The organism is Chryseobacterium sp. SIMBA_029 (assembly GCF_046535275.1).
In the GTDB taxonomy this organism is placed as follows: Bacteria; Bacteroidota; Bacteroidia; order Flavobacteriales; family Weeksellaceae; genus Chryseobacterium.
Genome location: NZ_JAWRXA010000001.1, coordinates 260,357 through 285,448 on the forward strand (window position 1 = coordinate 260,357; position 25,092 = coordinate 285,448).

At 36.9% G+C, this 25,092-nt stretch carries 28 protein-coding genes; 11 read left to right on the plus strand and 17 right to left on the minus strand.

Annotation, left to right across the window (positions count from 1 at the left end):
* Positions 1–14 precede the first annotated feature (14 nt).
* The 10 genes from SB679_RS01250 to SB679_RS01295 all read right to left on the minus strand — a co-directional run bounded on the left by SB679_RS01250 (position 15) and on the right by SB679_RS01295 (position 11,296).
* Positions 15–1,148: an FAD-dependent oxidoreductase gene (locus SB679_RS01250; RefSeq protein WP_410700422.1), complete on the minus strand. Its 1,134-nt coding sequence runs from the start codon at positions 1,146–1,148 to the stop codon at positions 15–17.
* A 219-nt stretch (positions 1,149–1,367) separates the two neighbouring features.
* On the minus strand, positions 1,368–2,069 hold the full coding sequence (locus SB679_RS01255; protein ID WP_410700423.1) for a LytR/AlgR family response regulator transcription factor: 702 nt from the start codon (positions 2,067–2,069) through the stop codon (positions 1,368–1,370).
* Positions 2,050–3,123 carry a sensor histidine kinase gene (locus tag SB679_RS01260; protein WP_410700424.1) on the minus strand — a complete coding sequence of 358 codons (1,074 nt, stop codon included), beginning with the start codon at positions 3,121–3,123 and terminating at the stop codon, positions 2,050–2,052. The genes SB679_RS01255 and SB679_RS01260 overlap by 20 nt, the downstream gene beginning before the upstream one ends.
* 80 nt (positions 3,124–3,203) lie before the next feature.
* Entirely contained in the window at positions 3,204–3,599 is a 396-nt protein-coding gene (locus tag SB679_RS01265; protein ID WP_410700425.1) for a DoxX family protein, read from the minus strand.
* Positions 3,600–3,699: 100 nt separating this feature from the next.
* Complete coding sequence (locus SB679_RS01270) at positions 3,700–4,767, minus strand: alpha/beta hydrolase (protein WP_410700426.1); 1,068 nt, start codon at positions 4,765–4,767, stop codon at positions 3,700–3,702.
* A 1-nt stretch (position 4,768) separates the two neighbouring features.
* Positions 4,769–5,341, minus strand: coding sequence for a DapH/DapD/GlmU-related protein (locus SB679_RS01275; RefSeq protein WP_410700427.1), 573 nt, complete (start codon positions 5,339–5,341; stop codon positions 4,769–4,771).
* Positions 5,342–5,433: 92 nt separating this feature from the next.
* A complete protein-coding gene (locus SB679_RS01280; RefSeq protein ID WP_410700428.1) occupies positions 5,434–6,255 on the minus strand; it encodes a helix-turn-helix domain-containing protein in 822 nt (273 codons plus the stop codon).
* Positions 6,256–6,478: 223 nt separating this feature from the next.
* Positions 6,479–9,250: an aconitate hydratase AcnA gene (gene acnA / locus SB679_RS01285; protein WP_410700429.1), complete on the minus strand. Its 2,772-nt coding sequence runs from the start codon at positions 9,248–9,250 to the stop codon at positions 6,479–6,481.
* A 118-nt stretch (positions 9,251–9,368) separates the two neighbouring features.
* The gene (locus SB679_RS01290) at positions 9,369–10,118 is read right to left on the minus strand and encodes a DeoR/GlpR family DNA-binding transcription regulator (RefSeq protein ID WP_410700430.1); all 750 of its coding nucleotides are present in this window, start codon (positions 10,116–10,118) and stop codon (positions 9,369–9,371) included.
* Entirely contained in the window at positions 10,112–11,296 is a 1,185-nt protein-coding gene (locus SB679_RS01295; protein ID WP_410700431.1) for an MFS transporter, read from the minus strand. The genes SB679_RS01290 and SB679_RS01295 overlap by 7 nt, the downstream gene beginning before the upstream one ends.
* 88 nt (positions 11,297–11,384) lie before the next feature.
* Here SB679_RS01295 and SB679_RS01300 point away from each other — a divergent pair, with 88 nt between their 5' ends.
* The 3 genes from SB679_RS01300 to SB679_RS01310 all read left to right on the plus strand — a co-directional run bounded on the left by SB679_RS01300 (position 11,385) and on the right by SB679_RS01310 (position 12,996).
* Positions 11,385–11,777: a VOC family protein gene (locus tag SB679_RS01300; RefSeq protein ID WP_410700432.1), complete on the plus strand. Its 393-nt coding sequence runs from the start codon at positions 11,385–11,387 to the stop codon at positions 11,775–11,777.
* Positions 11,778–12,148: 371 nt separating this feature from the next.
* A complete protein-coding gene (locus SB679_RS01305) occupies positions 12,149–12,319 on the plus strand; it encodes a lmo0937 family membrane protein (protein ID WP_410700433.1) in 171 nt (56 codons plus the stop codon).
* 68 nt (positions 12,320–12,387) lie between these two features.
* Positions 12,388–12,996, plus strand: coding sequence for an alpha-ketoglutarate-dependent dioxygenase AlkB family protein (locus tag SB679_RS01310; RefSeq protein WP_410700434.1), 609 nt, complete (start codon positions 12,388–12,390; stop codon positions 12,994–12,996).
* Positions 12,997–13,090: 94 nt separating this feature from the next.
* Here the strand turns inward: SB679_RS01310 and SB679_RS01315 are convergent, their stop codons facing one another.
* The 4 genes from SB679_RS01315 to SB679_RS01330 form a co-directional block, all read right to left on the minus strand.
* On the minus strand, positions 13,091–13,360 hold the full coding sequence (locus tag SB679_RS01315) for a heme oxygenase (protein WP_410700435.1): 270 nt from the start codon (positions 13,358–13,360) through the stop codon (positions 13,091–13,093).
* Positions 13,361–13,420: 60 nt separating this feature from the next.
* Complete coding sequence (locus SB679_RS01320; RefSeq protein WP_410700436.1) at positions 13,421–13,759, minus strand: cupin domain-containing protein; 339 nt, start codon at positions 13,757–13,759, stop codon at positions 13,421–13,423.
* Positions 13,760–13,770: 11 nt separating this feature from the next.
* On the minus strand, positions 13,771–14,013 hold the full coding sequence (locus tag SB679_RS01325) for a hypothetical protein (RefSeq protein ID WP_410700437.1): 243 nt from the start codon (positions 14,011–14,013) through the stop codon (positions 13,771–13,773).
* A gap of 70 nt (positions 14,014–14,083) precedes the next feature.
* Entirely contained in the window at positions 14,084–14,644 is a 561-nt protein-coding gene (locus SB679_RS01330; RefSeq protein ID WP_410700438.1) for a helix-turn-helix domain-containing protein, read from the minus strand.
* Positions 14,645–14,875: 231 nt separating this feature from the next.
* On the opposite strand from SB679_RS01330, the gene SB679_RS01335 reads away from it, so the two are divergent.
* The 7 genes from SB679_RS01335 (at position 14,876) to SB679_RS01365 (ending at position 21,566) form a co-directional block, all read left to right on the plus strand.
* Positions 14,876–15,001: a hypothetical protein gene (locus SB679_RS01335; RefSeq protein ID WP_410700439.1), complete on the plus strand. Its 126-nt coding sequence runs from the start codon at positions 14,876–14,878 to the stop codon at positions 14,999–15,001.
* Positions 15,002–15,312: 311 nt separating this feature from the next.
* Positions 15,313–16,974, plus strand: coding sequence for an FAD-binding dehydrogenase (locus SB679_RS01340; RefSeq protein ID WP_410700440.1), 1,662 nt, complete (start codon positions 15,313–15,315; stop codon positions 16,972–16,974).
* Positions 16,975–17,412: 438 nt separating this feature from the next.
* Positions 17,413–17,958, plus strand: coding sequence for a hypothetical protein (locus tag SB679_RS01345; RefSeq protein ID WP_410700441.1), 546 nt, complete (start codon positions 17,413–17,415; stop codon positions 17,956–17,958).
* An 83-nt stretch (positions 17,959–18,041) separates the two neighbouring features.
* Positions 18,042–19,379, plus strand: coding sequence for a hypothetical protein (locus tag SB679_RS01350; RefSeq protein WP_410700442.1), 1,338 nt, complete (start codon positions 18,042–18,044; stop codon positions 19,377–19,379).
* A gap of 101 nt (positions 19,380–19,480) precedes the next feature.
* Positions 19,481–19,912 (plus strand): transposase, encoded by a 432-nt coding sequence (locus SB679_RS01355; RefSeq protein WP_410700443.1) that lies wholly within the window; start codon positions 19,481–19,483, stop codon positions 19,910–19,912.
* Between the two features lie 182 nt (positions 19,913–20,094).
* Entirely contained in the window at positions 20,095–20,421 is a 327-nt protein-coding gene (locus SB679_RS01360; RefSeq protein ID WP_410700444.1) for a helix-turn-helix domain-containing protein, read from the plus strand.
* 200 nt (positions 20,422–20,621) lie between these two features.
* Positions 20,622–21,566: a helix-turn-helix transcriptional regulator gene (locus SB679_RS01365; protein ID WP_410700445.1), complete on the plus strand. Its 945-nt coding sequence runs from the start codon at positions 20,622–20,624 to the stop codon at positions 21,564–21,566.
* A gap of 176 nt (positions 21,567–21,742) precedes the next feature.
* Here the strand turns inward: SB679_RS01365 and SB679_RS01370 are convergent, their stop codons facing one another.
* From SB679_RS01370 to SB679_RS01380, 3 genes are all read right to left on the minus strand, one after another.
* Complete coding sequence (locus SB679_RS01370; protein WP_410700446.1) at positions 21,743–22,150, minus strand: cupin domain-containing protein; 408 nt, start codon at positions 22,148–22,150, stop codon at positions 21,743–21,745.
* Positions 22,151–22,346: 196 nt separating this feature from the next.
* Complete coding sequence (locus tag SB679_RS01375; protein WP_410700447.1) at positions 22,347–22,922, minus strand: NAD(P)H-binding protein; 576 nt, start codon at positions 22,920–22,922, stop codon at positions 22,347–22,349.
* Between the two features lie 9 nt (positions 22,923–22,931).
* On the minus strand, positions 22,932–23,915 hold the full coding sequence (locus SB679_RS01380) for an aldo/keto reductase (protein ID WP_410700448.1): 984 nt from the start codon (positions 23,913–23,915) through the stop codon (positions 22,932–22,934).
* A 260-nt stretch (positions 23,916–24,175) separates the two neighbouring features.
* Here SB679_RS01380 and SB679_RS01385 point away from each other — a divergent pair, with 260 nt between their 5' ends.
* Positions 24,176–25,072, plus strand: coding sequence for a helix-turn-helix domain-containing protein (locus SB679_RS01385; RefSeq protein WP_410700449.1), 897 nt, complete (start codon positions 24,176–24,178; stop codon positions 25,070–25,072).
* The last annotated feature ends 20 nt before the right edge of the window (positions 25,073–25,092 follow it).

A 25,092-nucleotide genomic window follows, 5' to 3' on the forward strand; every position in this document is an offset into this window, starting at 1 on the left:
ATTGGAATTCAAAGTTACTGGTTGATCAGGGTCATGAAAGAAAAATTGGTATCACGCATTTCCATTTCATTTTTACTTGATTCAAGCTGGGCTTCCAAAGCATAGCTAAACATTTTCTGTTCATAGTCGCTGATCGCATCGTGCAGGGTTGCAAATGTGCCATTCGTTAAGTTATCAGATAAAACAGAGGCATCAATCAGTCCCGTATTCACGCCCTGTCCTGCAAACGGAGGCATCAGGTGGGCAGCATCTCCGATAAGGGTTATCGGCAAAGAACGCTCTGTTTTCCATGGTTTGCCTAATGGCAGTTTTCTGGTCGGGAGTCCAACAAAGAAAGAAGTTGCACGGAATACTTGTTGGTACCGCTCATCCCAGTGTGAGAATCTGCTGGAAAGAAAGGTAACAATACTGTCCTTATCATGAAAGTTTAATCCATTATGATCGCCCCATTCTTCAGGCTTTTTAAAAATGATTCCATAACTTAATGCATCATTATTTCGTGGATTGGCAACAAATAGATTTCCTCCATGAGCAGTCATTAATCTGCTGCCATTGCATAACTGGTAAAATTCAGGGCAGTTTATTTCGGGTTCCGGAACATCTCCCTGGATGATGAAAGTTCCTGTATCTTCAACCTCGGTATCCGTAACATACTTTCTCAGCTTTGACATTCCTCCATTGGCTATAATGACAACATCTGCGGTAGCATCGGGCTGGTTTTCAAACTGCAGGTGCCATCTTCCCTGTTGTTCATCAAGGCTGGTTATTTTGCTGTTCCAAACAACTGTACCGCTTTTTAAACTGTCAAAAAGCATTGTTCTTAAATCATTTCTGTTGATTTCCGGATTATCATATTGGTTTTCAGGAGTAATTTCTTTCGTGAATAAATGATTGGCATGTTCGTCTGTAATGATGATTCCCATTGGTATAGACTTTTCGTAATAGCTTTCCAGCAGTTCTGCTTTTTTCAAAGCTTCCTGACCTGAACCTTTATGCAGGTCAAGCGTGCCACCCCAAATTCTGGTTTGTGCATCGGTATCCCTTTCGTACACGGATACATCCACTCCTTTTTGCTGTAATAATATAGCCATGGTTAAACCTACGGGTCCGGCACCAATAATGGCTACCTTTTTATTGTTAAGTAACATATTTTGTCTTGTTTATTGGTTACAAAATTCTGAAATGCTCCCGGATCAGGATTGTATAAACACGACAAAATCAAGATCTCTGGTTCTTTTCATTTTTTTAGTAAACTAAGAGCAAAACCATTTCCCCCAACCCTGAAAATAAATATATAAACAGCGGCTTACGTCTATTAAAAATAAAAACACTCTATTTTGGAGTGTTTTTGAAAGAATAAATTTTATTTAAAATTCTATAGAAGGCTTATAAGTTCTGCCTATCGGGAGTTTTTTGCCGTTTACTTGCATCATATTTGCGGATTTCACTTCAACTTTAGACTTGGAAATAATATATGATTTATGAATCCGTATAAATAGCTTGGGATTGAGACTTTCTTCTATTCGGCTGATAGGCATTTTAACCGTGAAAGTCTCGGTTTTAGTATGAATATGAATGTATTCTCTTAAGCTTTCGATATAAAAAATATCCTCCAGGGTTATTTTGATTTGCTTTTTTCCAATAGTAATGAAAATATGATCGCGGTCAGCAATTTCTAATAAAGCGTCTTCTGCTTCGAGGAGGTACGTAAACTTTCCGACTGCAGTAAGAAATCTGCAGTAAGGAATGGGTTTCATCAGATAATCTACGACATCAAGTTCATACCCTTCTACCGCATATTCGTGATAGGCAGTGGTTACAATGACAAATGGTGGATTTTTTAATTGTTTCAGGAAATCAAAACCTTTGATTACAGGGAGATTGATATCCAGAAACATAAGATCTACTTTGTGGGTATGTAACAGATTGCTTGCATGCACGGCATCGGCACATTTTCCCACAAGATGAAGGTTTTCGTCTTTGGAGATGAAGGTTTCGAGGATTTCTGCTGCAATAGGTTCATCTTCCACGATAATGCAGCGGTATTTTTTAGAGGCTGGATGTATCATTAAAATCAATGCTTAGTTCTACAATATATCGGTCATTTTGATCTTCAACGCTGAGCGTATGCCTGGGATATAATAATTCAAGCTGTCTGTGGATGTTTTTCAGTCCCATTTTGGTTGACTGTCCCTGAGATCTTTGCTCTTTGGAATTTTCAATTCGGTAGGTAAGAATTCCATTTTTCAGTTGGATATCAATACTAATAAATGAATGCCCCAGACTTTCAGAAACGCCGTGTTTAAAAGCATTTTCAACAAACTGAATCAATATCAACGGTGAAATTTGCTGTGAAGGATGATCAATATTTTCATTGAAAACTACAGAAAGCTGGTGATGGCGGATTTTCTGAATCTGTATAAAATCTCTAATATTTTCAATGTCTTTTTCTAGAGCGATACTTTTTACCGCAGCTTCATAAATATTGTACCGCATTACTTTGGAAAGCTGAAGGATGACATCGGGAGTTTCATCGGCTTTTTTTAATGCCATTCCGTAAATATTGTTAAGGGTATTAAATAGAAAATGCGGATTGATCTGGGCTTTCAGCATGGTGAGTTCCTGATCAAGCTTTTCTGCTTTCAGTATTGAAATTTGTTGATTCAGAAGGTTTTTCTGTCTGGTAATTTCTATTCCGAAGACCAAGCCAACCATGAAAATAAGATCCATAAATGCGTTGAACGCTACCAGTCCGTTAATAAATCCTGAAGGCTGATGCCCGTCGAGGGTTTCCGTTACTCCATAAATGAACGGATAAATGATATAATGAGTGAAAAACCGGTGTATCAGTACTCCCGTTACCAGAATAATTACGCATAAAAGATATTTGAAAATCCTGTGAATATTTATTTTTTCATAAACATACAACAGCGCATAGGCAAGCGGAATTTTGATCAGTAAGTATCCTAACTCCAGCATAACGGTATTCTGAAGTCGTACCTGCCATTTGAAATCCGGAAACTGGTACCTAGACCAATAAAAATCCAGATACACTTCCAGAAGTAAATAGAGTATCCAGAAAGTCAGATGGGTGTATAATTTAGATGATATATTGGGCTTCAAGGGAATTAGGTTTTACCATACAAAGTAATATCTTTCTACGTAATATAAAAACAGAAAAACTACGAAATCGTTGAATTGGTCTACGAACTGTGTGTTTTTGTACCTCCCAGGGTAATTTCAGGATACATAAGGTTGAGAAAGCAGAATATAAGCAGGAAGTTAAATTCAACACCATTGGTCCCACCGCCTACTACAAACCATCCGTTCTGAAGGTGAACATAATAGATCCCAAAGATAAAAATTAAGATATTACAGATCGCCACAGGTTTTATGTAATGGTTCATACAAAGTAATGGAGCTGAAATAAGATGGGTCAATTTAATGGCCCAGGCAAGATACAGTCCAAACGGACTAAAACCTATAGTATTGAGAAAGTGGAGCCCGAAATTATTAACGTCTCCACTTAAGATAGAATGTATGCTATGCATCAGTAAGATTACTGAAAGCGCCAAACGAAGGAAGAAACTCTTTTTCATGATCCAAAAGTATAGAATCAGGAAAATAAAGGATGTACATTTCGTATCAACTGCTCTTAAAGGTATACCAATGCTTTTTTAGGGAGGTATATTTTATGATTTAAAGATTTTTTTTGAAAAATAATTCCAACTTTTCAAAAGGGATGAGTTCTACTTTATCATATAAATCTACATGGCCTGCATTCGGAACATAATATAATTCTTTGGGCTCGGCAGCATGCTGGTAGGCATCTTCACTAAATTCTTTGGAATGTGCCTGATCTCCTGTAATGAAAAGCAAAGGGCGCGGTGAAATAGTTTCTATATCATTAAACGGATAAAAATTCATAAACTTTGTATTGCTGCTCAATGTAGGATGAGTGGTTAGTTCCGGAGAACTGTTTTTAGGGGTGTATTCACCTCTTGGAGTACGGTAGAAATCATAGAATTCCCTTTGGATAGGATGGGTATTTTCATCCAGCTTGTGGACTGTTCCACCGGTATACTTTATTTCTCCTCCTGTAAATTCTACATAGCGTTGTGCAGCAGCCTCTGCTATTAATTTCTTTCTTTGTTCCAGGCTTTGGGAATGTTGTAAAGCGTTACGGCTTGCTGATCCCATATCATACATACTTATCGTGGCAATGGCCTTCATTCTAGGATCTATTTTTGCGGCACTGATGACAAAGCTCCCACTTCCGCAAACGCCAATAACGCCAATCTTATCACGGTTTACAAACGAGCGGGTTCCCAAAAAATCGACGGCTGCACTGAAATCTTCAGAATAGATGTCGGGAGCAACAGCATTTCTTGGTTCGCCTGCACTTTCCCCCCAATAAGATACATCTATTGCCATCGTAATAAAGCCCCTTTCTGCCATGTGTGCTGCATACACATCAGCACTTTGCTCCTTTACGGCGCCCATAGGATGGCCTACAATAATAGCAGCATATTTTTTTTGGAGGTCAAAACTTTTTGGAATAAAAAGGTGTCCTACAACCTCCATAGCATATTGATTCTTAAAACTGACCCGATACATGCTAAGGTTGCTGTTTACTTTGAAGGTTGTATAAGCATCTGGTGAAATAAGCTTCATAGTTGTTTTTTCTGATTTTTCTTTTTGAGAGCTCTGTGCTGAAACTTGTCCTAAAAATAAAAGCGCTGTTATAATGACTAGTAATTTTTTCATCTTATGATTGTTTATGAATTGATTGAATGAATTTTGCTGGCACACCTCCTACAATGGTATTGGCCGGAACATCTTTTGATACTACCGCTCCTGCTGCTACCACTGCATTTTCCCCGATGGTAACTCCCGGAAGAATGGTAGCATTGGCACCAATCCAGGCGTTGCGTTGGATAACGATAGGTTTGGTGATGATTGCTCTCCGGTCTTCTGGATGCAATGGATGATTTTCGGTGATAAGATTGACCTTCGGGCCTATTAAAACATCGTCTTCTATGGTAATACCGCCCATATCCAGGAAGGAACAGGCATGATTGATGAAAACATTTTTACCAATGGTGATAAATTGTCCGAAATTGGTATAAAACGGAGGAAATATTGTTGTACTCTTTTCTATTTCTTTTCCTGTAATCTCGCCAAGGAAATGACGTATCTGTGCAATATCCGAAGATTGATTAAGCTGCTGAGACAGCTGTATGGTTTTGCTGACAATCGCATTGATCTTGGAATATTCAGGATCATGAAGATGAATGGGTTCACCGTTTTTTAACCTTTCTAAAATCTCTTTGTTTTGCATTGTTTATCATATTAATACAAAGCAAAATTATAGATAAAGCCTCACAATGGGTTTGCTGTGAGGCTCAATATATCTTTCTCAGAAGTGCATTTTTAAAGCTCTGCAGGTGGAAATCCGTACTGCTTTTTAAATGCTGTTGAGAAATGAGATGAGTTTTTAAATCCTACTTCCATTGCAACGTCCTGTACTTTTCTTCCCTCCTCTTTTAATTTAAAATAAGCTTCTTCAAGACGTTTTTTAATCAGCCACTTTTGGGGAGTCAGATCACTTATTTTCTTAAAATCTCTTTTGAAAGTTGCCAAACCTCTTCCCGTGTAAGACGCAATTTGCTCCATACTGAGATCATCCATGTAGTTTTGGTTCAGGAATTCTATGATATCTACTTTCCACGGTTCTGTAAAATCAAAAAGGATGGGATATAGAAATTCAGAATTATTAAGTAATGCATAAATTCCTTCCAGTAATTTTAAATGTACTACTCCTTCTGTGGGTTTTGTATTATCGTCAAAATAAGGTGTCAGCGACTGAAATAAACTGGTGATATCAGGACGGGGTTCTATTTTAAAAATATTTTTTTCAGAAATAGAAAGGTTTTCAGGGATTTCAGATTTCTTCATGTTACTGTAAAATTCCCTCAAAACGGATCTTTTAAACGTTAATGAAATACCTTTATACAAATCTTCGCCAATGCTGTTTTTATACATCAGTGTTCGGTGATCTCTTCGGATAAAGGCACATTCTCCGGCTTTTATGATCATTTTTTCTCCTCTGTCTTCAATAATCTGCTCTCCCGAATAGAGATAAACCAAAGTGTGTTCAGGCGTTGCATGAATGCATTTTTCACTGTACTCCGAAAAGCATGAGAGAAATATACCGGAATAGCTTAATGTTTTCAATTCTTTTTTTACTTCCATTTTTTTCTGCACTTTAATTAAATCTAACAAATTTACTCATTAACATGGACTACACTGTTATTGTAAAGCTCAATTTATGTTTCTGAGAAGCTCATTTTTTAATTTACAAAAGGTATATTTTTTAATCGTTAAAATAAATAGAACAGGAAATATTTTTGGGTGATCCATTGTATTATTAAAAAAGCTCCTCTTTAACGGGAGGAGCTGTTCTTACATTTTAGGGTTAATTATTTTTCAAATAATCACGCAATACATACTGCAGAATTCCCTGATTTTTATAGTACTCAATTTCTATGGCAGAATCTAGTCTGGCTTTAACCGTGAACTGAGTTTCTTTTCCTGAAGGATGGACTGCATGTACATTCAGAATCTTATGAGGAACCAGGTTTTCTTCTAAACCGGTAATGGTATAGGATTCTGTACCGTCCAAGCCTAATAATTCGGTATTTTCTCCCTCATTGAAAACCAACGGAACGACGCCCATTCCTACGAGGTTGCTTCGGTGGATACGTTCAAAACTTTCAGCGATAACTGCACGTACTCCTAACAGGAAAGTACCTTTTGCAGCCCAGTCACGGGACGAACCTGAACCATATTCTTTTCCTGCCAGTATAATTAAAGGAGTATTGTCATTGTGGTACTGCATAGCAGTGTCGTATACGGTTTTCACTTCTCCGGTCGGCAGATATCTGCTGTATCCTCCTTCTTTATCTGCTATTTTGTTTTTGATTCTTACATTGGCAAAGGTACCGCGCATCATGACCTCATGATTTCCTCTTCTGGAACCGTATGAATTAAAATCTTCTTTATTGACGCTGTTGTTTTTTAAATACCCTCCGGCTGCAGAATCTTCTTTAAATGATCCAGCGGGCGAGATATGATCGGTTGTTACAGAATCTCCCAGATACAGCAGTACCCGTGCATTTTTTATGTCGGTTACCACATCAGGAGTAGCATTGATATTTTCAAAAAAAGGAGCTTCTTTAATATAGGTAGAATCTTTTCTCCATTCAAAATTCTGATCAAGATTCACTTCTAAATTCTGCCAGTCTTCTGCCCCGTCAAAGATCACATTATATACTTCTTCAAAATCTTGCTGTTTCATACATTCATTAATCGTTTTTTGAATCTCTTCCCGTGAAGGCCAGATATCTTTTAAATACACAGGCTGTCCATTCGGGTCATAATCAATGGGATCATGGATGAGATCGATGTCAACGTGTCCTACTAAAGCATAGGCTACAACTAACATCGGAGACATGAGAAAATTCATTTTTACCTGCGGATGAACACGGGCTTCGAAGTTTCTGTTTCCTGAAAGTACTGAAGCGGCAACCAGTTCTCCTTTATCAATCGCTGTAGCAATTGCAGGAGGAAGCGGCCCTGAATTCCCGATACAAGAAGTACATCCATATCCAACGGTATGGAAGCGAAGCGCCTCAAGATCTGTATTTAATCCGGAACGGTCCAGGTATTTTGTAACGACTTTAGAACCTGGTGCTAAAGATGTTTTTACCCAGCTTTTAGTTCTGAGGCCTTTTTCAATAGCATTTCGGGCTAGCAGCCCTGCTCCGATCATTACCGCAGGATTTGAAGTGTTGGTACAGCTGGTGATTGCTGCAATAACAATACTTCCATCACTCAACGTAAATTCGGAATTATTATGTTTGATTCTTACGGTACGCAGAGAATCCTGAATAACTTCAGAATGCAATTCTCCTTCAATAGGTACTTTTCCAAAGGTAAATTCAGTTCCTGATCCACCATCGGCAAGCCATGCATAGTCTGTTCTTTTGGAAATAGGCTCATATATCCGGTGGTGTTCATCTATTAACACTTCAGAGAATTTATGACTGAGATCTTTTACTAAAATTTTATCCTGAGGACGCTTAGGTCCAGATACGGTAGGCTCTAATGTTGAAAGATCAAGTTCTGCTACGGAAGAATAGATGATTTCTTCGGTTCCTGTTCTCCATAAAAGATTTTCTTTGCAATATTCTTCAACAATCTGGATCTGTTCAGGGGAGCGGTTGGTAGAATGCATATACTCCAATGTTCTGTTGTCAATTGGGAAATAAGTTACCGTACAGCCAAACTCCGGAGACATATTGGAAATAGTCGCACGGTCGGTTACCGTCAGATGGTCCAGACCATCCCCGAAAACTTCAACAAATTTCCCTACCACTCCTTTATCTCTCAATATTTTTGTAATAGAAAGTACCATATCAGTTGCGGTACAGTGATCAGGGATTTTACCTGTCAGTTTTAACCCCACCACTTCAGGACAGGTAAAAAAGATCGGCTGTCCCAGCATTGCGGCTTCTGCTTCTATCCCTCCGACACCCCATGCAATCACTCCAATTCCATTCACCATGGGTGTGTGAGAATCTGTTCCTACCAAGGTGTCCGGGAAAAGCCAGCCGTCTCTGCTGATGACTCCTTTAGCCAGATATTCCAGATTTACCTGATGGCAGATGCCCATACCGGGAGGAACTACCGTAAAGTTATTGAGCCCATGCTGTGCCCATTTTAAAAGCTCGTACCGTTCTTTATTTCTTTCAAACTCCAGTTCTACATTTTTATCATACGCATAATCTGTCCCAAAATAATCTACCTGAACAGAATGGTCAATCACCAGATCCACCGGGATAGCCGGATTGATCTTTTGTCCGTCTTTTCCCTGGCGCACAAATTCCGCCCGCAGGGAGGCCATATCTACAACGGCCGGAACTCCTGTAAAATCCTGCATCAGGATTCTTGCCGGTTTAAACGGAATATCTTTATCCGTAAATGCCGGAGTCCAGCTGAGTAAGGTATTGATATGTTCATCGGTAATACTGAAGCCATCGTAATTTCTCAGTACATTTTCTAAAAGAATACGGATGCTGAATGGAAGATGGCTGACTCCTGCCGAAAGGTTTTTCAGAGAGCTGTAGGAATACGTTTTACCATTAACATTAATTTGTTGGAGAGATTTTGCGTTTGAAGTGTTCATATCAGATGTTTTTTAGATATACTTCTAAGTTACCGCAAAAAAAGAACAGTTTACATACTATTAAGATACATTAACATTAAGAATATTGTTTTTTGTACTCGCTATCTTTCTAGACAGGTTATACGATTTGAATAGCTGAGTTTCTTAAAGGCTCCAGTTCTGAATCATCTGCCGGCAAATCTGTAATTAAAATATGAATATCACTGATACTGCATATTTTGAATGGCTCTGTACGGCGGAGTTTGTTTTGATCTGCTAGTGCAATGATTTTTTTTGAAGACTGGATCATTGCTTTTTTTGTCTCTGCATCCGCATCAGATGTTGCTGAAACTCCAAATACTCCGTCTACTGCGCAGGTTCCCATGATAAAAAGATCGGCAATGTATTGAGATGCTTCATGGCAGGTTGCCGGTCCTGCAGTAACAGCGAGATCTGGATCATAATTTCCTCCTAAAACCACCAGTTCTATATTTTTAAATCTACTCAGTACAGGGATGAGCGACATATTATTGGTAATCACACGAAGCTTGATATTGGCGGGCATATCATGGGCAGCGGCAGCAATAGTGGTTCCTCCATCCATGAATACCGTCATTCCGTCTCTAATGAAAGGCTGTACTTTTAAAGCGATCACATTTTTTTCATCTGTTGAAAATGATTGTCTGTCATGAAAGGAAAGAGGATCTTTTTCTCTTAGCATAGCACCACCCCTTACTTTTGACAGGAGCCCGTTTCGGTGAAGGACTTCAATATCCCTTCGTACAGTATCTTCAGAGACCTGAAGACCTACAGCCAGTTCTTCAAAGGTTACCTTTGTTTTTTCCTTTAATTGAGTCAGTATGATCTCAAAACGTTCTTCTTTTAGCATACCGGTGAGTTATTTCTGAATTTATAGAGTAATGCAACGACAATAAACAGCAAAGCTATACTTTCGAAGGCAACGGTCAAAGAAAAATGGTGAGCAATAAAGCCTAATAATGCCGGCCCTGCCAATTGTCCTGCGTATCCCATAGTGGTAATAGCAGGAATGGCTACCGTTGATGAAATCCCCGGAATCCGTCCTCCCTCACTGAAGAATACCGGAACAATATTCGCGGCACCCAGTCCCAGCAGGATGTATCCCAGTAAAGATAAACCTATCCATGGACTGAAAATTAAGATGAGCATTCCAAACGAAGCGACAAGGCTGCCTCCTATCACGACTACTCTGCTGCTTATCTTACTGACTAAAGAATCTCCCGATAATCTCATAACCGCCATTGCGACTGAAAATGCTGCGTATCCGATTCCTGAAAATGCAGGCTCAACACCTTTGTTATCTCTTAAAAATACAGCGCTCCAGTCTAGCATTGCTCCTTCGGAAAGAAATACAATAAAACACATCGTTCCCAGCAATATTATTTTTGAATTAAGCCATTGAAACCGTGTTATATCATTATTTTTATTGTCAGCATGCGAAAATTTTATAATGATTTCTTTCTCTTCTTTATATCCCAGCAAATACCTGAACTGAATGACCAGCAGAAAAATAAGAAGCCCGGAAATACTGACTGCTGCATAAATAGGATTAAGACCTATTTTCATTAAAAATCCTAATCCAAGTGATCCGAAAAGTCCTCCGACGCTGAATAATCCATGCAATGATGACATAATAGGTTTCCCATACTCATTCTGAATCTGTACACCGTGTGCATTCATGGCGACATCAATGGTTCCTATGCTGCATCCGAATGCAAAAAGAAAAACTCCCATCATGTATATGTTTGAGATCACCAACAACCAAGGCAGTAATAAAGCACTTAATACGACACTTCCGGCAATGACTTTTCGGGTTCCTGCTCTGTTAATGAGAATACCAGACAGTGGCATCATTAGCAATGCTCCACCTCCCAGTAAAAGAAGAAGCAATCCTAAATCAGCTTCGTTAAGTCCAAGCCTGTCTTTGGCTATTGGTACCATTGGAGCCCAACTTGCTATGCCCAATCCGCATACTAAAAATATGAGTTGTGTGGCTCTTTTTGCTTTGATTATTCTAGGTGTTGCCATTCAATTATTATTTTATTTTGCAAACTTATGCAAATTTGCATAAATTTGCAAAATGTTTTAACAACTAATTTTAATTAAAATTTTACAGATGAAATTTGAACACATGGCACTTTGGTGTCGTAATCTGGAAGTGATGCGATCTTTTTATATGAAATATTTTGCAATGAATAGTAATGAAAAATACGAGAATCATGCAAAGAAATATGCCTCTTACTTTTTATCATTTGATACTGATTCTTCTACTCGGCTGGAACTGATGCAGCGTCCTGACTGTATAGACAATAATGTTACGAGAGGTATGTTAATGGGCTATGCTCATCTGGCAGTATCGGTGGGCAGCAGAGAAAAAGTCGATCAACTGACTGAGAAATTACGTATTGATGGTTATTCTATTGTTGGAGAGCCCAGAACTACCGGTGATGGATATTATGAAAGTATTGTGGAAGATCCCGAGGGGAACTGGATAGAAATTACAGAATAAAATAGATCATCATATATCAGGCTCTGTTTTGAATATTTACAATATTTTCAAGGGGAAAATTCTGATATATCATTAAAATATCGGCTTTAATAAGTGGATAAAAAAGGCAAATCATTATTTAGATACCACACTTTACATTAATCCATTTTTAAGCTGAAAATAAATTAGCTGATATAATGATTATTCGATTTTAAATATATAATATCCTGCAAATCAAATATTTATTCCTTGTGAAAAATCATTGTTTTATGGTTGATTTTAAAATTTGAATACTGATTTTGAATGAATTTTGCCTAAAAATTCATGCATAATAATTATAAAAGGCACAAAATATGCTAGTATTAACTTATATAACTTTAAAAATTTACATTATGAGAAGTCTATTATGGTTAGTCGCCGTTATTTGTATTATTGTTTGGCTTTTAGGAATGTTAAATGTAATACCGGGAATCAGTACAGGTTATTTACTTCATGTTTTATTGGTAATAGCTGTTATTGTAGTGCTTTATAATCTTATTTCAGGCCGAAAGCCTCTTGATTAGATAAATACTCCAATGCTCAGGGACAAAATTAAAAGAATTTTTACGAAAAGAAAAACAATTTATTTGTAATGGATCAACTTAGTTTATTTAATGCAGATGAATATTATCAATTCCCTGAAGAGTTATTGGAGTATACAGAACATTTTCTATCAGCAGCGGAAGCAGCAATGCTTTACGAACTGCTGATAGAAAATGTTTCATGGAGAGAAACCTCTCAAAAAATGTATGATAAAACGGTTCTTACCCCCAGACTTACTGCCTGGTACGGCGAGGAAGGGAAATCGTACAAATTAGGAAATAATATGGTACATACCAATCCTTGGTCTCCCGAATTGTTGGCACTGAAGGAAAACATAGAAAAAAGTACGGGATATCAGTTCAATACGGTATTGCTGAATTTATACCGTGATGCCAATGATTCTGTTGCCTGGCACAGGGATAAAGATAGTGAATTGGGCATTCGGCCTGTTATTGCGTCTGTCAGTCTCGGACAGGTTAGGAATTTTGACTTTCGTAAAGTTGATGATCATCATAAAAAATATAGTTTGCCATTATTAAATGGTTCACTGCTTATTATGAAAGGAGATCTTCAAACTCATTGGGAACATCGGATCGCAAAATCCGTAAAACCCATGCAGCCACGTATTAATCTTACTTTTCGTTTAATCAAAGAATGATAAAAATAGCAATCGGTTTTACTGTATTGTTTTTTTTGTTACATGATCAATTTTGTCCGGATCGTTCAATTATTTTAACAATTGAATGATTACTTTACACTGAAACAGGATCGCTTAGAACAGCACCAAAATGATGATCAATGCATTGGCGGGCATTCAGGCACATCCGCAGCAGATCTTCTATATGTGTATTTTCAAAAATGAAATCATCCGAAACATCCATAATAAATTCTCTTACTTTTTCGGTATTAACTGCATTGGATTTTATTAAATCATCTACGTTCAGAGGTCTGTATTTTTCATTGAAAAAAGGCGGTTCGCTGGTAATGGATTTTTTAAATTGAAAAAGATGAATGGTTTTCATAAAGAAGAAAATTGCATTAAATGATTAAGAATATGAGTAGTGGGATAATTTTTTGGGAATTTATTCATACCCGCTTTTGATAATGGTGATCAGTATTTTAAGACGTTCATTTGCTTTAATACAATTGGATTTATGGGCAGGGATGATCATACACTGTCCGGTTTCTAAAAAGAAAGTACGCTCTTCGATAATAATTTCTGCGTTTCCTTCTACAACCTGTATGAAAGAATCAAAAGGAGAAATTTTTTCGGTCATTCCTTCACCGGCATCAAAAGATAAAATACTGACGCTGCCCGTTGATTTGTTTACAATAGTTTTGCTTACCACAGAGTGCGGAACATATTCTATCATTTCAACAGTATCGTGTACTTTTGATTTTTCAAGTTGAGTATGATTCATACAGCTCCGGATTATATTGAAGAAAGATTGATGTATTTTAAAAGATCGATTACCTCTTCCCTGTTCTTTCTCAATCTGTTTCCTACTTTTTCAACGAGTTCTCTTTCTTTACCCTCACTAAACAGCAAGTCCCAATCGGTTAAAACTGAAAATTTTTCTTTCAGTTGTTTTGACTGTGTTTTCCAGTCTCCGGTAATTTTAAAGGGGGTACGGGGTCTGTTGTGATTGGTTTCCATAATTAGGGTATTTATCATACAAAGATGACTCGTTTTAAATGGATGATGTTGTACAACATTATAATAAAGTTATATATATCCCATATATTTAGAGGTCTTCCAGATTATTTTTACGTTTGATTTTTAGCTGTTTATAGAAAGAAGGAGAAAGTCCGGTTATTTTCTTGAACTGATTGGAAAGATGGGCGACACTGCTGTAATTGAGTTTATAAGATATCTCTGTGAGATTGAGTTCATCATACAACAGCAGTTCTTTTACTTTTTCAATTTTATTAACGATGATGAAATGTTGAATGGTAATGCCTTTTACTTCTGAAAATGTATTGGCAAGATAAGTATAATCATATCCCAATTTTTCGCTGATGTAATCTGAAAAATTTTCTTTGGGCATTTCCTCAGAATAATGAATCATTTCGGTAATTACGTTTTTGATCTTCTCGATAAGAATACTCTTTTTATCATCCAGTAATTCCAGTCCGGATTTCAGCAGATTCTCTTTCAGTATTTCTCGCTGCTGTCTGGTGATATCGTCCAGTATTTCTACCATACCCAGATCTACAACAGCATGTTTTATACCCAGATTATTCAGTTCTTCGTGTACGACCATTTTACACCGAAGACTCACCATATATTTTATATACAATTTCATTGTATTGTATAAGAACTTTCAAGCAGATCCACCTAATATCGTAAATCAGTACACGTCATTATACCCAAAGTTACGCTTTAATGAATTGTTATCGCGCAAAAGGTTGATTTTATTTATATTAAAAAAATAGAAACAAGTAAGAAGTATGATTTATGCAACAAATGGAAAGATAAGTATAAGTTTTTTGGCTTTTAATAGGCCACCTTTACCATTAATAAAATATATTCCATTATGGCAAAAGAAAAAGACGGTAAAAAGAAATCAGATAAGACGCCAGCGTTGAAAACAGCAAAAGAAAAGAAAGCTGATAAGCTGACCAAGCGTCAGGATAAAGCAAGTAAACAGACTGATATATAATATTTCTGTCAATAATTTCTTTATCTTAAAAGAGTTAGAAAAAACAAAACCATATAAACTCTTGACGAGGAGGAAAGAAACTTTTCCTCCGGGGAATCTCCGGTATTTAAGCCTATTTCAAAGCCTGATCAGTCCTAATACTACATTTTACAGTCGTGACTAGTCTCTCCATTATATTACTATTTTGGAAAGAATGGCTATGTATAAATTCTAAATATACTGATTACTCTGTATCCTAAATTTTCTTCGTATTAGGAAAAAAAACTTTTATATTAGTGTATAGAAGAAATAGACCTTTAGAAATACAATATATGGATAAAGAATTTCAACCCGATGCGATCATCATCGGAACCGGACTGGCCGGCCTCACTGCTGCAATGGAGATCACCAACGCCGGAAAAAAAGTATTACTGATAGACCAGGAAACGGAACAGAATATCGGCGGACAGGCTTTTTGGTCATTTGGCGGACTGTTTTTGATCAATTCACCCCAGCAGCGCATAATGGGAATCAAAGATTCTTATGAGTTGGCAAGACAGGACTGGATAGGTACTGCAGGATTTGACCGTGAGGAAGATTACTGGCCTAAACAATGGGCTGAAGCCTATTTACAATTCGCAGCAAAGGAAAAATACGAATATATTTCTAAGATGGGAATAAAACTGATGTTTATGGTTGGATGGGCAGAACGTGGTGATGGATCTGCAGACGGCCATGGGAATTCGGTTCCCCGTTTTCATGTAAGTTGGGGTACCGGAACCGGAATTATAAAACCTTTTGTAGAAAAAGCTTATGCAGCAAAGGAAAAGGGATTGCTAAAGATGCAGTTCAGACATCGCGTTACCGAACTTATTACTGAAAATGGAAAAGTAACCGGTGTAAAAGGAGATGTTCTGAAAGAAGATGATCAGGAAAGAGGGGCACCGACCAACAGGCAGATTGTATCGCAATTTGCGTATCATGCACCGCATATTGTAATAGCATCTGGCGGTATAGGTGCTAATCATGAGCTGGTTCGGAAAAACTGGCCGGAACGGTTAGGCAAGGCACCGGAAAAAATGGTATGTGGTGTTCCTGCCTATGTAGATGGGAAAATGATCAGTATTGCAGAAAATGTAGGAGCTCATATGATCAACCGCGACAGAATGTGGCATTATACGGAAGGCCTGCAAAACTGGAATCCTATATGGCCGGATCACGGAATCAGGATTTTGCCGGGGCCGTCTTCACTTTGGTTTGATGCAAAAGGAAAACGCCTCCCCGCCCCTTTCTTACCTGGATTTGATACGTTGGGCACCCTAAAATATATACAGGATTCAGGATTTTCGTATTCATGGTTTATTCTGACTCAAAAAATTATAAAAAAAGAATTTGCCCTTTCCGGATCTGAGCAGAATCCCGATATTACCAATAAAGACTATGCACTGTTTTTAAAAAGGATCTTTGGAAAAAAGGCACCTGGTCCTGTAGAAGCATTTAAAGAGCACGGAAAAGATTTTATTGTTTCTGATACCTTGGAAGATCTCGTCTCAAAAATGAACATGCTTTCGGGAGATCATCTTTTAGATTATGAATATATAAAATTACAGATTGAAGCCAGGGACAGGGAATTGGATAATTCGTTTTCAAAAGATACTCAGGTAAATTATATACGTAGCACCAGAAAATATCTGGGTGATAAACTGGGTCGTGTAGCTGTACCGCATAAAATATTAGATCCCGGAAACGGACCACTGATTGCCGTTCGGCTTAATATTCTGACCCGCAAAACGTTGGGAGGAATTAAAACCAATCTTAACGGACAGGTTTTAAAGGAAGATAATACAATACTGGAAGGATTGTATGCTGCAGGAGAAGTATCTGGTTTTGGCGGCGGCGGAATGCATGGATACCGGGCATTGGAAGGCACTTTTCTGGGTGGATGTATCTTTTCAGGAATGAAGGCAGGAAAATATATTGCAGCATTGAAATAAGCATAAATACACCAAACATCTATTTTAATCATATAATAATCTGGATTACGGGGCATCTTCAGGAATTGGAGAAGCCCTGTTCTAGAATTTGCAGCATATTACTAAAGTTTAATTTTCCACATCTCATGAATTTTAGTTCGTACTTATATTAAAATAGGATATACTTTAACGTATTTACTTAGCTCCGCATTTTGAAAATACCATCACAAATTAAAATACGTTATATTACAGTAAAATATTGATAATAAGTGATTTAATCTCATGTTGCACTTTTTGATCGTATCTATGTAGTATGTCTAATTGTACTCATGAAGTATCTGCAGCGTATCTCATTCCTTTATTACAGCTCAAAATAAGACTAATCTTGCTTCTTAATTCTTAAGAGGTAAAAAAATGCATGTAAAGAAAAGCAGTTATAGTATAAAAAAAGCATCCAACATGCTTCTTTTGCTATGCTCTTTTTATAATACCAATGCACAATTATACATCAGTACAGGTGGTAGTCTACATATAAAAGACAGTATTCCTTTTCATACAGAGAAAAAAGATAGTCCGGTTTTATTATATGTAAAAGACATCACCACAATGCATAATCCGGAACAAATTTCCAATATCAAAGTGGTTGTGCTTTCTGTTCCTACTCTACAAAAATCATCACCGACCTCTTTTGCTAAAACCGTAAGAAAATCTAAAAGTCTAACAAAAGAAAAGACGGCTTTAAAATTGGTTTCCAAACGGGAAGTCTATATATCTGAAAAAAGAAACTCTGTTATAATTTCTAATGAGAAATCAGTAAATATTGCTGTTATCATAACCAATACTTTTAAGGAAAAACAGGGAGTATTACAGAACAAATACAAGATGTTTGTCGTATACGAAAATAAAGTTTTTCCAAAACAATCTTTCAAAGCAGGATTATTCGAAAGGACTTTTCTGCTAGGAATCCAGATCCGCCCTCCACCTTCTTTTAAATGCCCTATATAATAAAAACATAAATTCAAATATATCAACTTAGGAAAGGAGTAATTGTAAAACTCTTTTCCATTCTTCTAAAATTATTACACAAAATGAGAAATAAATTTTATACAATTTTTGCATTAACGATCGGTTCGTTAGCTTTCGGACAGGTGGGGATTAATACACAAAATCCACAGGGCGTTTTCAATATAGATGGTGGTAAAAACAATGCTACCACAGGAACTCCCACTGCAGTACAGCTTGCTGATGATTTTATTGTAACGAGCAAAGGAACAACAGGTATCGGTACAATACCAGACAATTATGCCGCATTGGATGTTAAATCTACCAACCAAGGCATTTTGGCGCCAAGGGTTAATTTAACATCCTCCACTATGGACCTTAATGCCGATGGAGATAATAATATTGGCAATCAGCCAAAAGGACTATTGGTATATAATAGTGGAACTATCCTTACAGGAGGATATTTTTTCTGGAACGGAACGGAATGGAGAAGAATAGACAATAAGTCTTCTGTTGCACCTAATGCAACATTACAATGCACACAAGTATATCTGGATCCGGCACAGGCAATCACAGGCGGAACTGCTTTTTCGACAGGAACCATCTTAAAAATACCTTATGTAGCCGGTAACGGGGGAAGTTATAGTGGGGTGACTTTACAGTCTGTTGGAAACGCTGCAGTAACAGTAACCCTAAGCGCAGGAACATTTGAAGTTGGATCTGGTACATTGAATTTTACTATCAGCGGTACACCTACTACTTCACAGGAGGCCCCTACCGGTATGACATTTGACCTTACGCCTTTTTATACGGCAAATCCATCAATTACCAATTCTTGTTCCAGTGTTACAGTGGGGAAAGAGGTTAAAGCTGATGTACAGGTGGCGGCTACCATGGATTTTCTGAAATATGTTGTAGATCCTAGTACTAATACCAGAGGTTTTCAGGTAGCCCTTACCACACCGGATGGTTTATATACTGTAAGAGCATTTCTGAGACATAGTGACCAAGCTTCTGGAACTGCTACCAATAATACCAATCAGGTACAAAATGCGGATGCTCAGATAAGAAGTAATGCAGCAGGAAACAAAACGTTGATGTACAATCACCTTGGAGGTTATGGAGGTGGAGTGACAACCAACTCTGGTAATTCTGTTGTACTTCCACCAAGCCAATGGGGAGGAACAACTGATAATACCTGGAATCAAGCTACAACATCAGTCAGAGGGAATTGGGGAGATCCTGGTATTTATCAGGGATCTAATAACGGACCGGAATTTAGATATTACAGCTGGATAGAACAGGGAACTACAAAAGTAGCATACCTTGTAACTATAATGGGTGGGGCTAATAATGGACCAACCGGAACTAATCCTAGTGATATGAAAGTGTATATAAAGATAGAACAAATTAAAGCTCCTTAAATTTAGTTTATCCGGCAGATGCATTCATCTGCCGGTTTAAACATACATCTATAAAATAGGTTTAGGCTAAGAAATCTGTAGGATTCTAAAAACACAAACAAATGAATTTTAAAGAGATTCCAATAGGACCTTTGATTGAAAAAGAAGTTGCAGCACGCGGGATAGAACTTTCCCGTATCTGCAATTTTATGAAATGTACGGAACAGGAAATAAAGGGAATGTACAAAGCAAAAAGTATAGAAACAGAAAATCTGTTGAAATGGAGCAAGCTATTAGAATATGATTTTTTCAGGCTGTATTCACAGCATTTGATCTTGTATGCTCCGGCAAATAAAAGTGCAGAAAGCAAGAAATACAAAAAAACAATCTTACCTCAGTTCCGAAAAAACATGTATACAAAAGAAGTTATTAATTTCATTCTGAGACAAATGCAATCAGGAGAAATGTCAAAAGTTGAAGTAATAGAACATTATAAAATCCCAAAAACAACTCTTTATAAGTGGATGAGCAAGTATAAAGATGAAAAAAAATAAATATAATTATCTGATGGAAAAATCCAAAAAATAGATAACAGAACTTCTTGAACAACACTTTAACTACTACCCCGCCGATTTCTGGTTCTATATTTTGCCTAAGCGTTGGCTGGGAAAAGTAAAAGTATTATTGCTGTATTTCAAAGAAGAAAAGGTATATGAAATTAAAATAAAAACGACTTATGGAGAAATTAATCCCTGATTATAAGAGAATCTATAACGACATCATTATAAAAGATTTTCCGGACAAAAGAGATTGCTGTATGCGATTATTACAGAAAGAAAGCTTATCTGTTGTAGATATTATAGAACTGAATGAAAAAATTTTCGGCTTCCCGGACAAAGCAACTTTTGCTGCCAACCAGAGACACCGTTCATATAGAAAAACAGATATTATTAAAATACTTGATTATCAGAAAAAAAATCAACTTAACAATACTCAACTTGCCATCCATTTTAAATTAAGCCGTAACTCGGTAACCAAATGGAAAAAACGTTTTTTCGTATAAAAGGGAATGCGGTTTTTCTTTAATAAAATGCATTCTGGAAATGTTATCTGAAGTTTTTCAAAGAAGACTTTTTATTATATTTTATTGATAAACAAATGTCTACAAACTATAATTTTTTTTTGATTTTACAGAAAATTAATTTTTAAAACATAAAATTTATCAATAAATAAGTATTATCTTTTTACAATTATTTATAAACAATGCTACGCCGAATATTGAATTATATAGAGAATCTACACATTGACCCAGATGAGGACGCCTTTAAGCGTCTTGATGCCCAAAGATTAAATTTATTCGCATTTTCTATAGGCATTATTTTGATTTTGAGTGGTTTCAGGGATTTACTATTTGGGTTCAAAGATTATTTTTGGGTTTTGTTTATATTGGGGGTTATTTTCCTTGCCCTTTTCTTTTTTACGAAGATTCGACAAAATTCTTTGGTATGCCTGATTAGTATTGAGATTTCCATGTTGCTAGTTTTCTTTTTTTCATCCACATCAGGTTTTGAAAATGGCATATCACTATATTATTTTCCGCTCTTTACTATTTCGCTGTTTATTTTTAATACAAGAAAAACTTCGAAATATATCATAATTATTTTTGCTACCGCATTTATACTTTTTTTCATAAGCCATTATTATGATTTCAGAATATTCAAGGTTGAAAGTGCTGAAAATTTAAAATATTTAAAAAATCGGAGACTTGTAACTTTTATAATGGTGTTTATATGGTTTGCAATTCTCGGATATTTTATCCTGTCAAAACACTTTACGGTTTTGGAATTATACCATAAGGTTCTTAGGAGTGAAAAAATAATCTCTGATATGCGTGCAAAGCTTAACAGAAAAGACGATATGGATTTGGAGAATCTAGTAAAACTGGCCATGAATGATGATATTGCTTTCATACCCAAAATAAAATCTTCATTTCCAAATTTATATGATAACCTCATGGAAATAAATCCGGATCTTACGTCCGAGGAGTTTAAATTATGTGCTCTTCTCAAGCTAGGCTTCACTACAAAAGATATAGCAGAATACAATCATATTTCTGTGCGGACCGTTCAGACAAGGAAAAGTAGGCTGAGGAAATCATTCGGAATATCTGCTGACATAGATCTGTACAAATGGATAGATACTTTATAGTTTGGAGTAAATATGTTTAAATACAATTCCTGAATTTCATAAGAACGGGCAGGCGTTCCGCTAAGGGGAATATAATTTTAAATTTCTTTTTGTAAAGCCAGTCCTTTGTCAAAACGTGTTTTGGATGAGGTTACCGATCTTCGCGGTTCATAATAACTGTTTCAATAATATGATTTCTACCTTATATCGGAAGCTTTAAAGCTGTTATATTCCTCGTCATTAACGGGTAAAAGCCATTCTGTTTTGTCTTTATCTGATTCCGGAACAATGGCAATGTGTCTCATCAAGCTGTTATGTGAGGCTCCGTGCCAGTGAACAATATTTTTAGGAATTTTAATAACATCTCCTTTTTGGATGATCTGAATAGGTTTTCCTTTTTCCTGATAATATCCCATACCTTCCACCACAAAAAGGATCTGTCCCGTAGTATGGGTATGCCAGTTTGTTCTTGCTTTAGGTTCAAAAGTCACGGTTCCTATAATGGTATTGTAGTCATCATCTTTTCCGATATTCAGATTGACCCAAACTGTGCCGGTAAAATTTTCTTTTGGTGCGTGGTTTCCTTTATCTGTAAATGAATTCATTTTTAAATTTTTATCGTTATTTTTTACTTGAGATTGTATAGAGTAATTATTTGCTAAAAAGAGGGTTATCCATAATAACTGAAAGTATATTCTTCGATTTTTTTTCATTTTTAAGGCCATCTTTCTGTGAACTATTTTATCTCATATACATATTTTCTCTGATGAAGAAGTGGAATAATTTTTCCCTTTTTGATCATTAATCAGGTCTGCTAATTCCAAGATTTTCATGAATATATAAGTCAGGTTCATGGATGAGCCTTGTCACAAAATGAGCAATACTCTTTCTGGAAACAGCAGTTCCGGACTCCGGTTCATTTTTTCGGGTGATTGCATACTCTATTTCATCGGCATTGGTAAACCAGTCGGGACGCAGGATTGTGTAATCCAGACCTGAGCTTTCAATAAGATCTGCAAGTTTCCTGTATGGAGCCAAAACACTTCTAAGAGGCTGATCATATATACCGATTGAGCTGATAGCAATGACTCTTCTGACGTGTTCTTCCTGCATGGCTTTAATAATATTTCCAGTCATTGTTTCAAGATCTCCGGCCAGATTGATATACACGATATCTTTTCCTTTTACTGCATTTTTAATATCTTCATATCGCTGTGCATCCCCTTCGATTACTTCGCATGAATCCGATAATTCTTTCGAAAGCTTGTTTTTATTCCTTACGAATAGAGTCAGTGAGGTATTTTCTAAGTGTTTACTACCTTCAATAACATATTCCGCAAGGCTTCCGGCGGCTCCTATAATAAGTACTTTTTTCATGGTATTATTTTATTTTCCAACTCTCTGCTGCAGATGTTCGGGATATCTGGCTCCTGAAATTTCTATTTTGGATGCAGCATGTTCTATTTTTTGTAAATCTTCTGAAGTCAGTGTGATAGAAGCACCGCCAATGTTCTCCTGCAGACGGTGGATTTTGGTGGTTCCCGGAATAGGAGAAATCCATGGTTTCTGAGCCAGCAGCCATGCCAGAGCAATTTGTGCAGAGGTTGCCTCTTTTTCTTTTGCAATGCTTTGAAGAAGGTTCACTAATGTCTGATTGGCTTTTCTGTTATCTTCTGAAAAACGGGGAACAATATTTCTAAAATCCGTTTTATCGAACTGTGTATTCTCATTAATAGCTCCTGTTAAAAAGCCTTTTCCAAGCGGACTGAAGGGTACAAAACCAATTCCCAGTTCCTCAAGTATCGGCAGGATTTCTTTTTCAGGCTCGCGCCACCATAGTGAATATTCACTTTGAAGCGCTGTTACAGGCTGTACGGCATGGGCTTTTCTAATCGTTTCCGTCCCGGCCTCCGACAATCCGAAATGTTTCACTTTACCCTGTAGGATAAGATCTTTTACGGTGCCTGCCACTTCTTCGATCGGAACGTTGGGATCTACCCTGTGCTGATAAAGCAGGTCGATAACATCTGTTTTTAATCTTTTTAAAGAAGCCTCCACAAATGAAATAATATTTTCCGGGCGGCTATCCATTCCCAAATCTGTTTTTCCTTCTTTAAATCCGAACTTGGTAGCGATTACTACTTCTTTTCTAAAGGGTTGTAATGCCTCTCCCAATAATTCTTCATTGGTATAAGGACCATAAGCTTCCGCTGTATCAAAGAACGTTATTCCTGAATCAAACGCTGTATGCAGCAATTGTATTGCTTCTTTTGTGCCGGTTGCAGGACCGTAGCCGAAGCTTAATCCCATGCATCCTAATCCTAAGGCAGATACTTCCAATCCGCTGTTTCCTAATGTTCTGGTATTCATATTTTTTTGTTTTTAATGTATAATGTATTTATGATAGATAACCCGGCATACAACATAAAGTGATGCGTTATGTTAATCAATAACAGAGTATAGTTTTAACCCTTTTTTATTTCCTTATCTCTCTATGCAAAGTTCAGCAGTAAAAGTGAACAGGCTTTTATACAGATTACTGTATTTATTACCAAAATCACTGTTTGGGATTTCAGGATGATAATCAGTGTTCTATAATATGTAGATTTGTACAGGCAAAATAAAAAATCATGGAAAAGATTATACAACTGGATAGTATTGATGTCTATAATAAAATACGTGGTGTGGAAACCCTTCATCCCTTAATCAGTATTATTGATCTGTCGAAGGCAGCAGCGATGCCCGCCCGGACCTTCCATTTTGGGTTCTATGCCATTTACTTGAAAGAATTGAATTGTGGTGAACTGAAATACGGACGCAATACCTATGATTACCAGGAAGGAACATTGGTTTTTATTGCTCCCGGGCAGGTAATGGGAGTACAGCCGAACGTGAAAACATATGATCCCAAAGGCTGGGCTTTATTATTTCATCCTGACCTGATCAAAGGAACTTTATTGGGAAAACATATTCAGGAGTATACTTTTTTTTCCTACGATTCCAACGAGGCACTTCATCTTTCTGAAAAAGAAAGACAGATCGTATTAGACTGCTTTGCCAACATCCGTGAAGAGCTTGAACAGAATATCGATAAGCACAGCAAAACATTAATTGCTTCCAATATTGAACTGTTTCTCAATTACTGCACCCGTTTTTATGACCGTCAATTTATTACCCGCGATAATGCAAATAAGGGAATTCTGGAACGTTTTGAAAGCCTTTTGAACGACTACTTTTCTTCCGATAAACCTCAGAATTTAGGACTTCCTTCAGTAAGCTGGTGTGCAGAAGAACTTCATCTTTCAGCCAATTATTTTGGGGATTTAATTAAAAGAGAAACAGGAATCTCCTCTCAGGAATATATCCAGACCAAAGTAATCAATATTGCCAAAGAACGAATTTTCGAGATTGATAAATCCATCAGTGAAATTGCTTATCATTTAGGATTTAAATATCCGCAGCATTTTACCCGCCTTTTTAAACAAAAAGTAGGAATGTCACCTATTGAATACCGAAGTTTGAACTGATCATGTGAAAACTGAATATA

Coding starts and splice junctions, on each gene's coding strand:
- SB679_RS01250 (WP_410700422.1), bottom strand. CDS start 1,148: ATGTTACTTAACAATAAAAAGGTAGCCATTATTGGTGCCGGACCCGTA.
- SB679_RS01255 (WP_410700423.1), bottom strand. CDS start 2,069: ATGATACATCCAGCCTCTAAAAAATACCGCTGCATTATCGTGGAAGAT.
- SB679_RS01265 (WP_410700425.1), bottom strand. CDS start 3,599: ATGAAAAAGAGTTTCTTCCTTCGTTTGGCGCTTTCAGTAATCTTACTG.
- SB679_RS01270 (WP_410700426.1), bottom strand. CDS start 4,767: ATGAAAAAATTACTAGTCATTATAACAGCGCTTTTATTTTTAGGACAA.
- SB679_RS01275 (WP_410700427.1), bottom strand. CDS start 5,341: ATGCAAAACAAAGAGATTTTAGAAAGGTTAAAAAACGGTGAACCCATT.
- SB679_RS01280 (WP_410700428.1), bottom strand. CDS start 6,255: ATGGAAGTAAAAAAAGAATTGAAAACATTAAGCTATTCCGGTATATTT.
- acnA (WP_410700429.1), bottom strand. CDS start 9,250: ATGAACACTTCAAACGCAAAATCTCTCCAACAAATTAATGTTAATGGT.
- SB679_RS01290 (WP_410700430.1), bottom strand. CDS start 10,118: ATGCTAAAAGAAGAACGTTTTGAGATCATACTGACTCAATTAAAGGAA.
- SB679_RS01295 (WP_410700431.1), bottom strand. CDS start 11,296: ATGGCAACACCTAGAATAATCAAAGCAAAAAGAGCCACACAACTCATA.
- SB679_RS01300 (WP_410700432.1), top strand. CDS start 11,385: ATGAAATTTGAACACATGGCACTTTGGTGTCGTAATCTGGAAGTGATG.
- SB679_RS01305 (WP_410700433.1), top strand. CDS start 12,149: ATGAGAAGTCTATTATGGTTAGTCGCCGTTATTTGTATTATTGTTTGG.
- SB679_RS01310 (WP_410700434.1), top strand. CDS start 12,388: ATGGATCAACTTAGTTTATTTAATGCAGATGAATATTATCAATTCCCT.
- SB679_RS01315 (WP_410700435.1), bottom strand. CDS start 13,360: ATGAAAACCATTCATCTTTTTCAATTTAAAAAATCCATTACCAGCGAA.
- SB679_RS01320 (WP_410700436.1), bottom strand. CDS start 13,759: ATGAATCATACTCAACTTGAAAAATCAAAAGTACACGATACTGTTGAA.
- SB679_RS01325 (WP_410700437.1), bottom strand. CDS start 14,013: ATGATAAATACCCTAATTATGGAAACCAATCACAACAGACCCCGTACC.
- SB679_RS01330 (WP_410700438.1), bottom strand. CDS start 14,644: ATGAAATTGTATATAAAATATATGGTGAGTCTTCGGTGTAAAATGGTC.
- SB679_RS01335 (WP_410700439.1), top strand. CDS start 14,876: ATGGCAAAAGAAAAAGACGGTAAAAAGAAATCAGATAAGACGCCAGCG.
- SB679_RS01340 (WP_410700440.1), top strand. CDS start 15,313: ATGGATAAAGAATTTCAACCCGATGCGATCATCATCGGAACCGGACTG.
- SB679_RS01345 (WP_410700441.1), top strand. CDS start 17,413: ATGCTTCTTTTGCTATGCTCTTTTTATAATACCAATGCACAATTATAC.
- SB679_RS01350 (WP_410700442.1), top strand. CDS start 18,042: ATGAGAAATAAATTTTATACAATTTTTGCATTAACGATCGGTTCGTTA.
- SB679_RS01355 (WP_410700443.1), top strand. CDS start 19,481: ATGAATTTTAAAGAGATTCCAATAGGACCTTTGATTGAAAAAGAAGTT.
- SB679_RS01360 (WP_410700444.1), top strand. CDS start 20,095: ATGGAGAAATTAATCCCTGATTATAAGAGAATCTATAACGACATCATT.
- SB679_RS01365 (WP_410700445.1), top strand. CDS start 20,622: ATGCTACGCCGAATATTGAATTATATAGAGAATCTACACATTGACCCA.
- SB679_RS01370 (WP_410700446.1), bottom strand. CDS start 22,150: ATGAATTCATTTACAGATAAAGGAAACCACGCACCAAAAGAAAATTTT.
- SB679_RS01375 (WP_410700447.1), bottom strand. CDS start 22,922: ATGAAAAAAGTACTTATTATAGGAGCCGCCGGAAGCCTTGCGGAATAT.
- SB679_RS01380 (WP_410700448.1), bottom strand. CDS start 23,915: ATGAATACCAGAACATTAGGAAACAGCGGATTGGAAGTATCTGCCTTA.
- SB679_RS01385 (WP_410700449.1), top strand. CDS start 24,176: ATGGAAAAGATTATACAACTGGATAGTATTGATGTCTATAATAAAATA.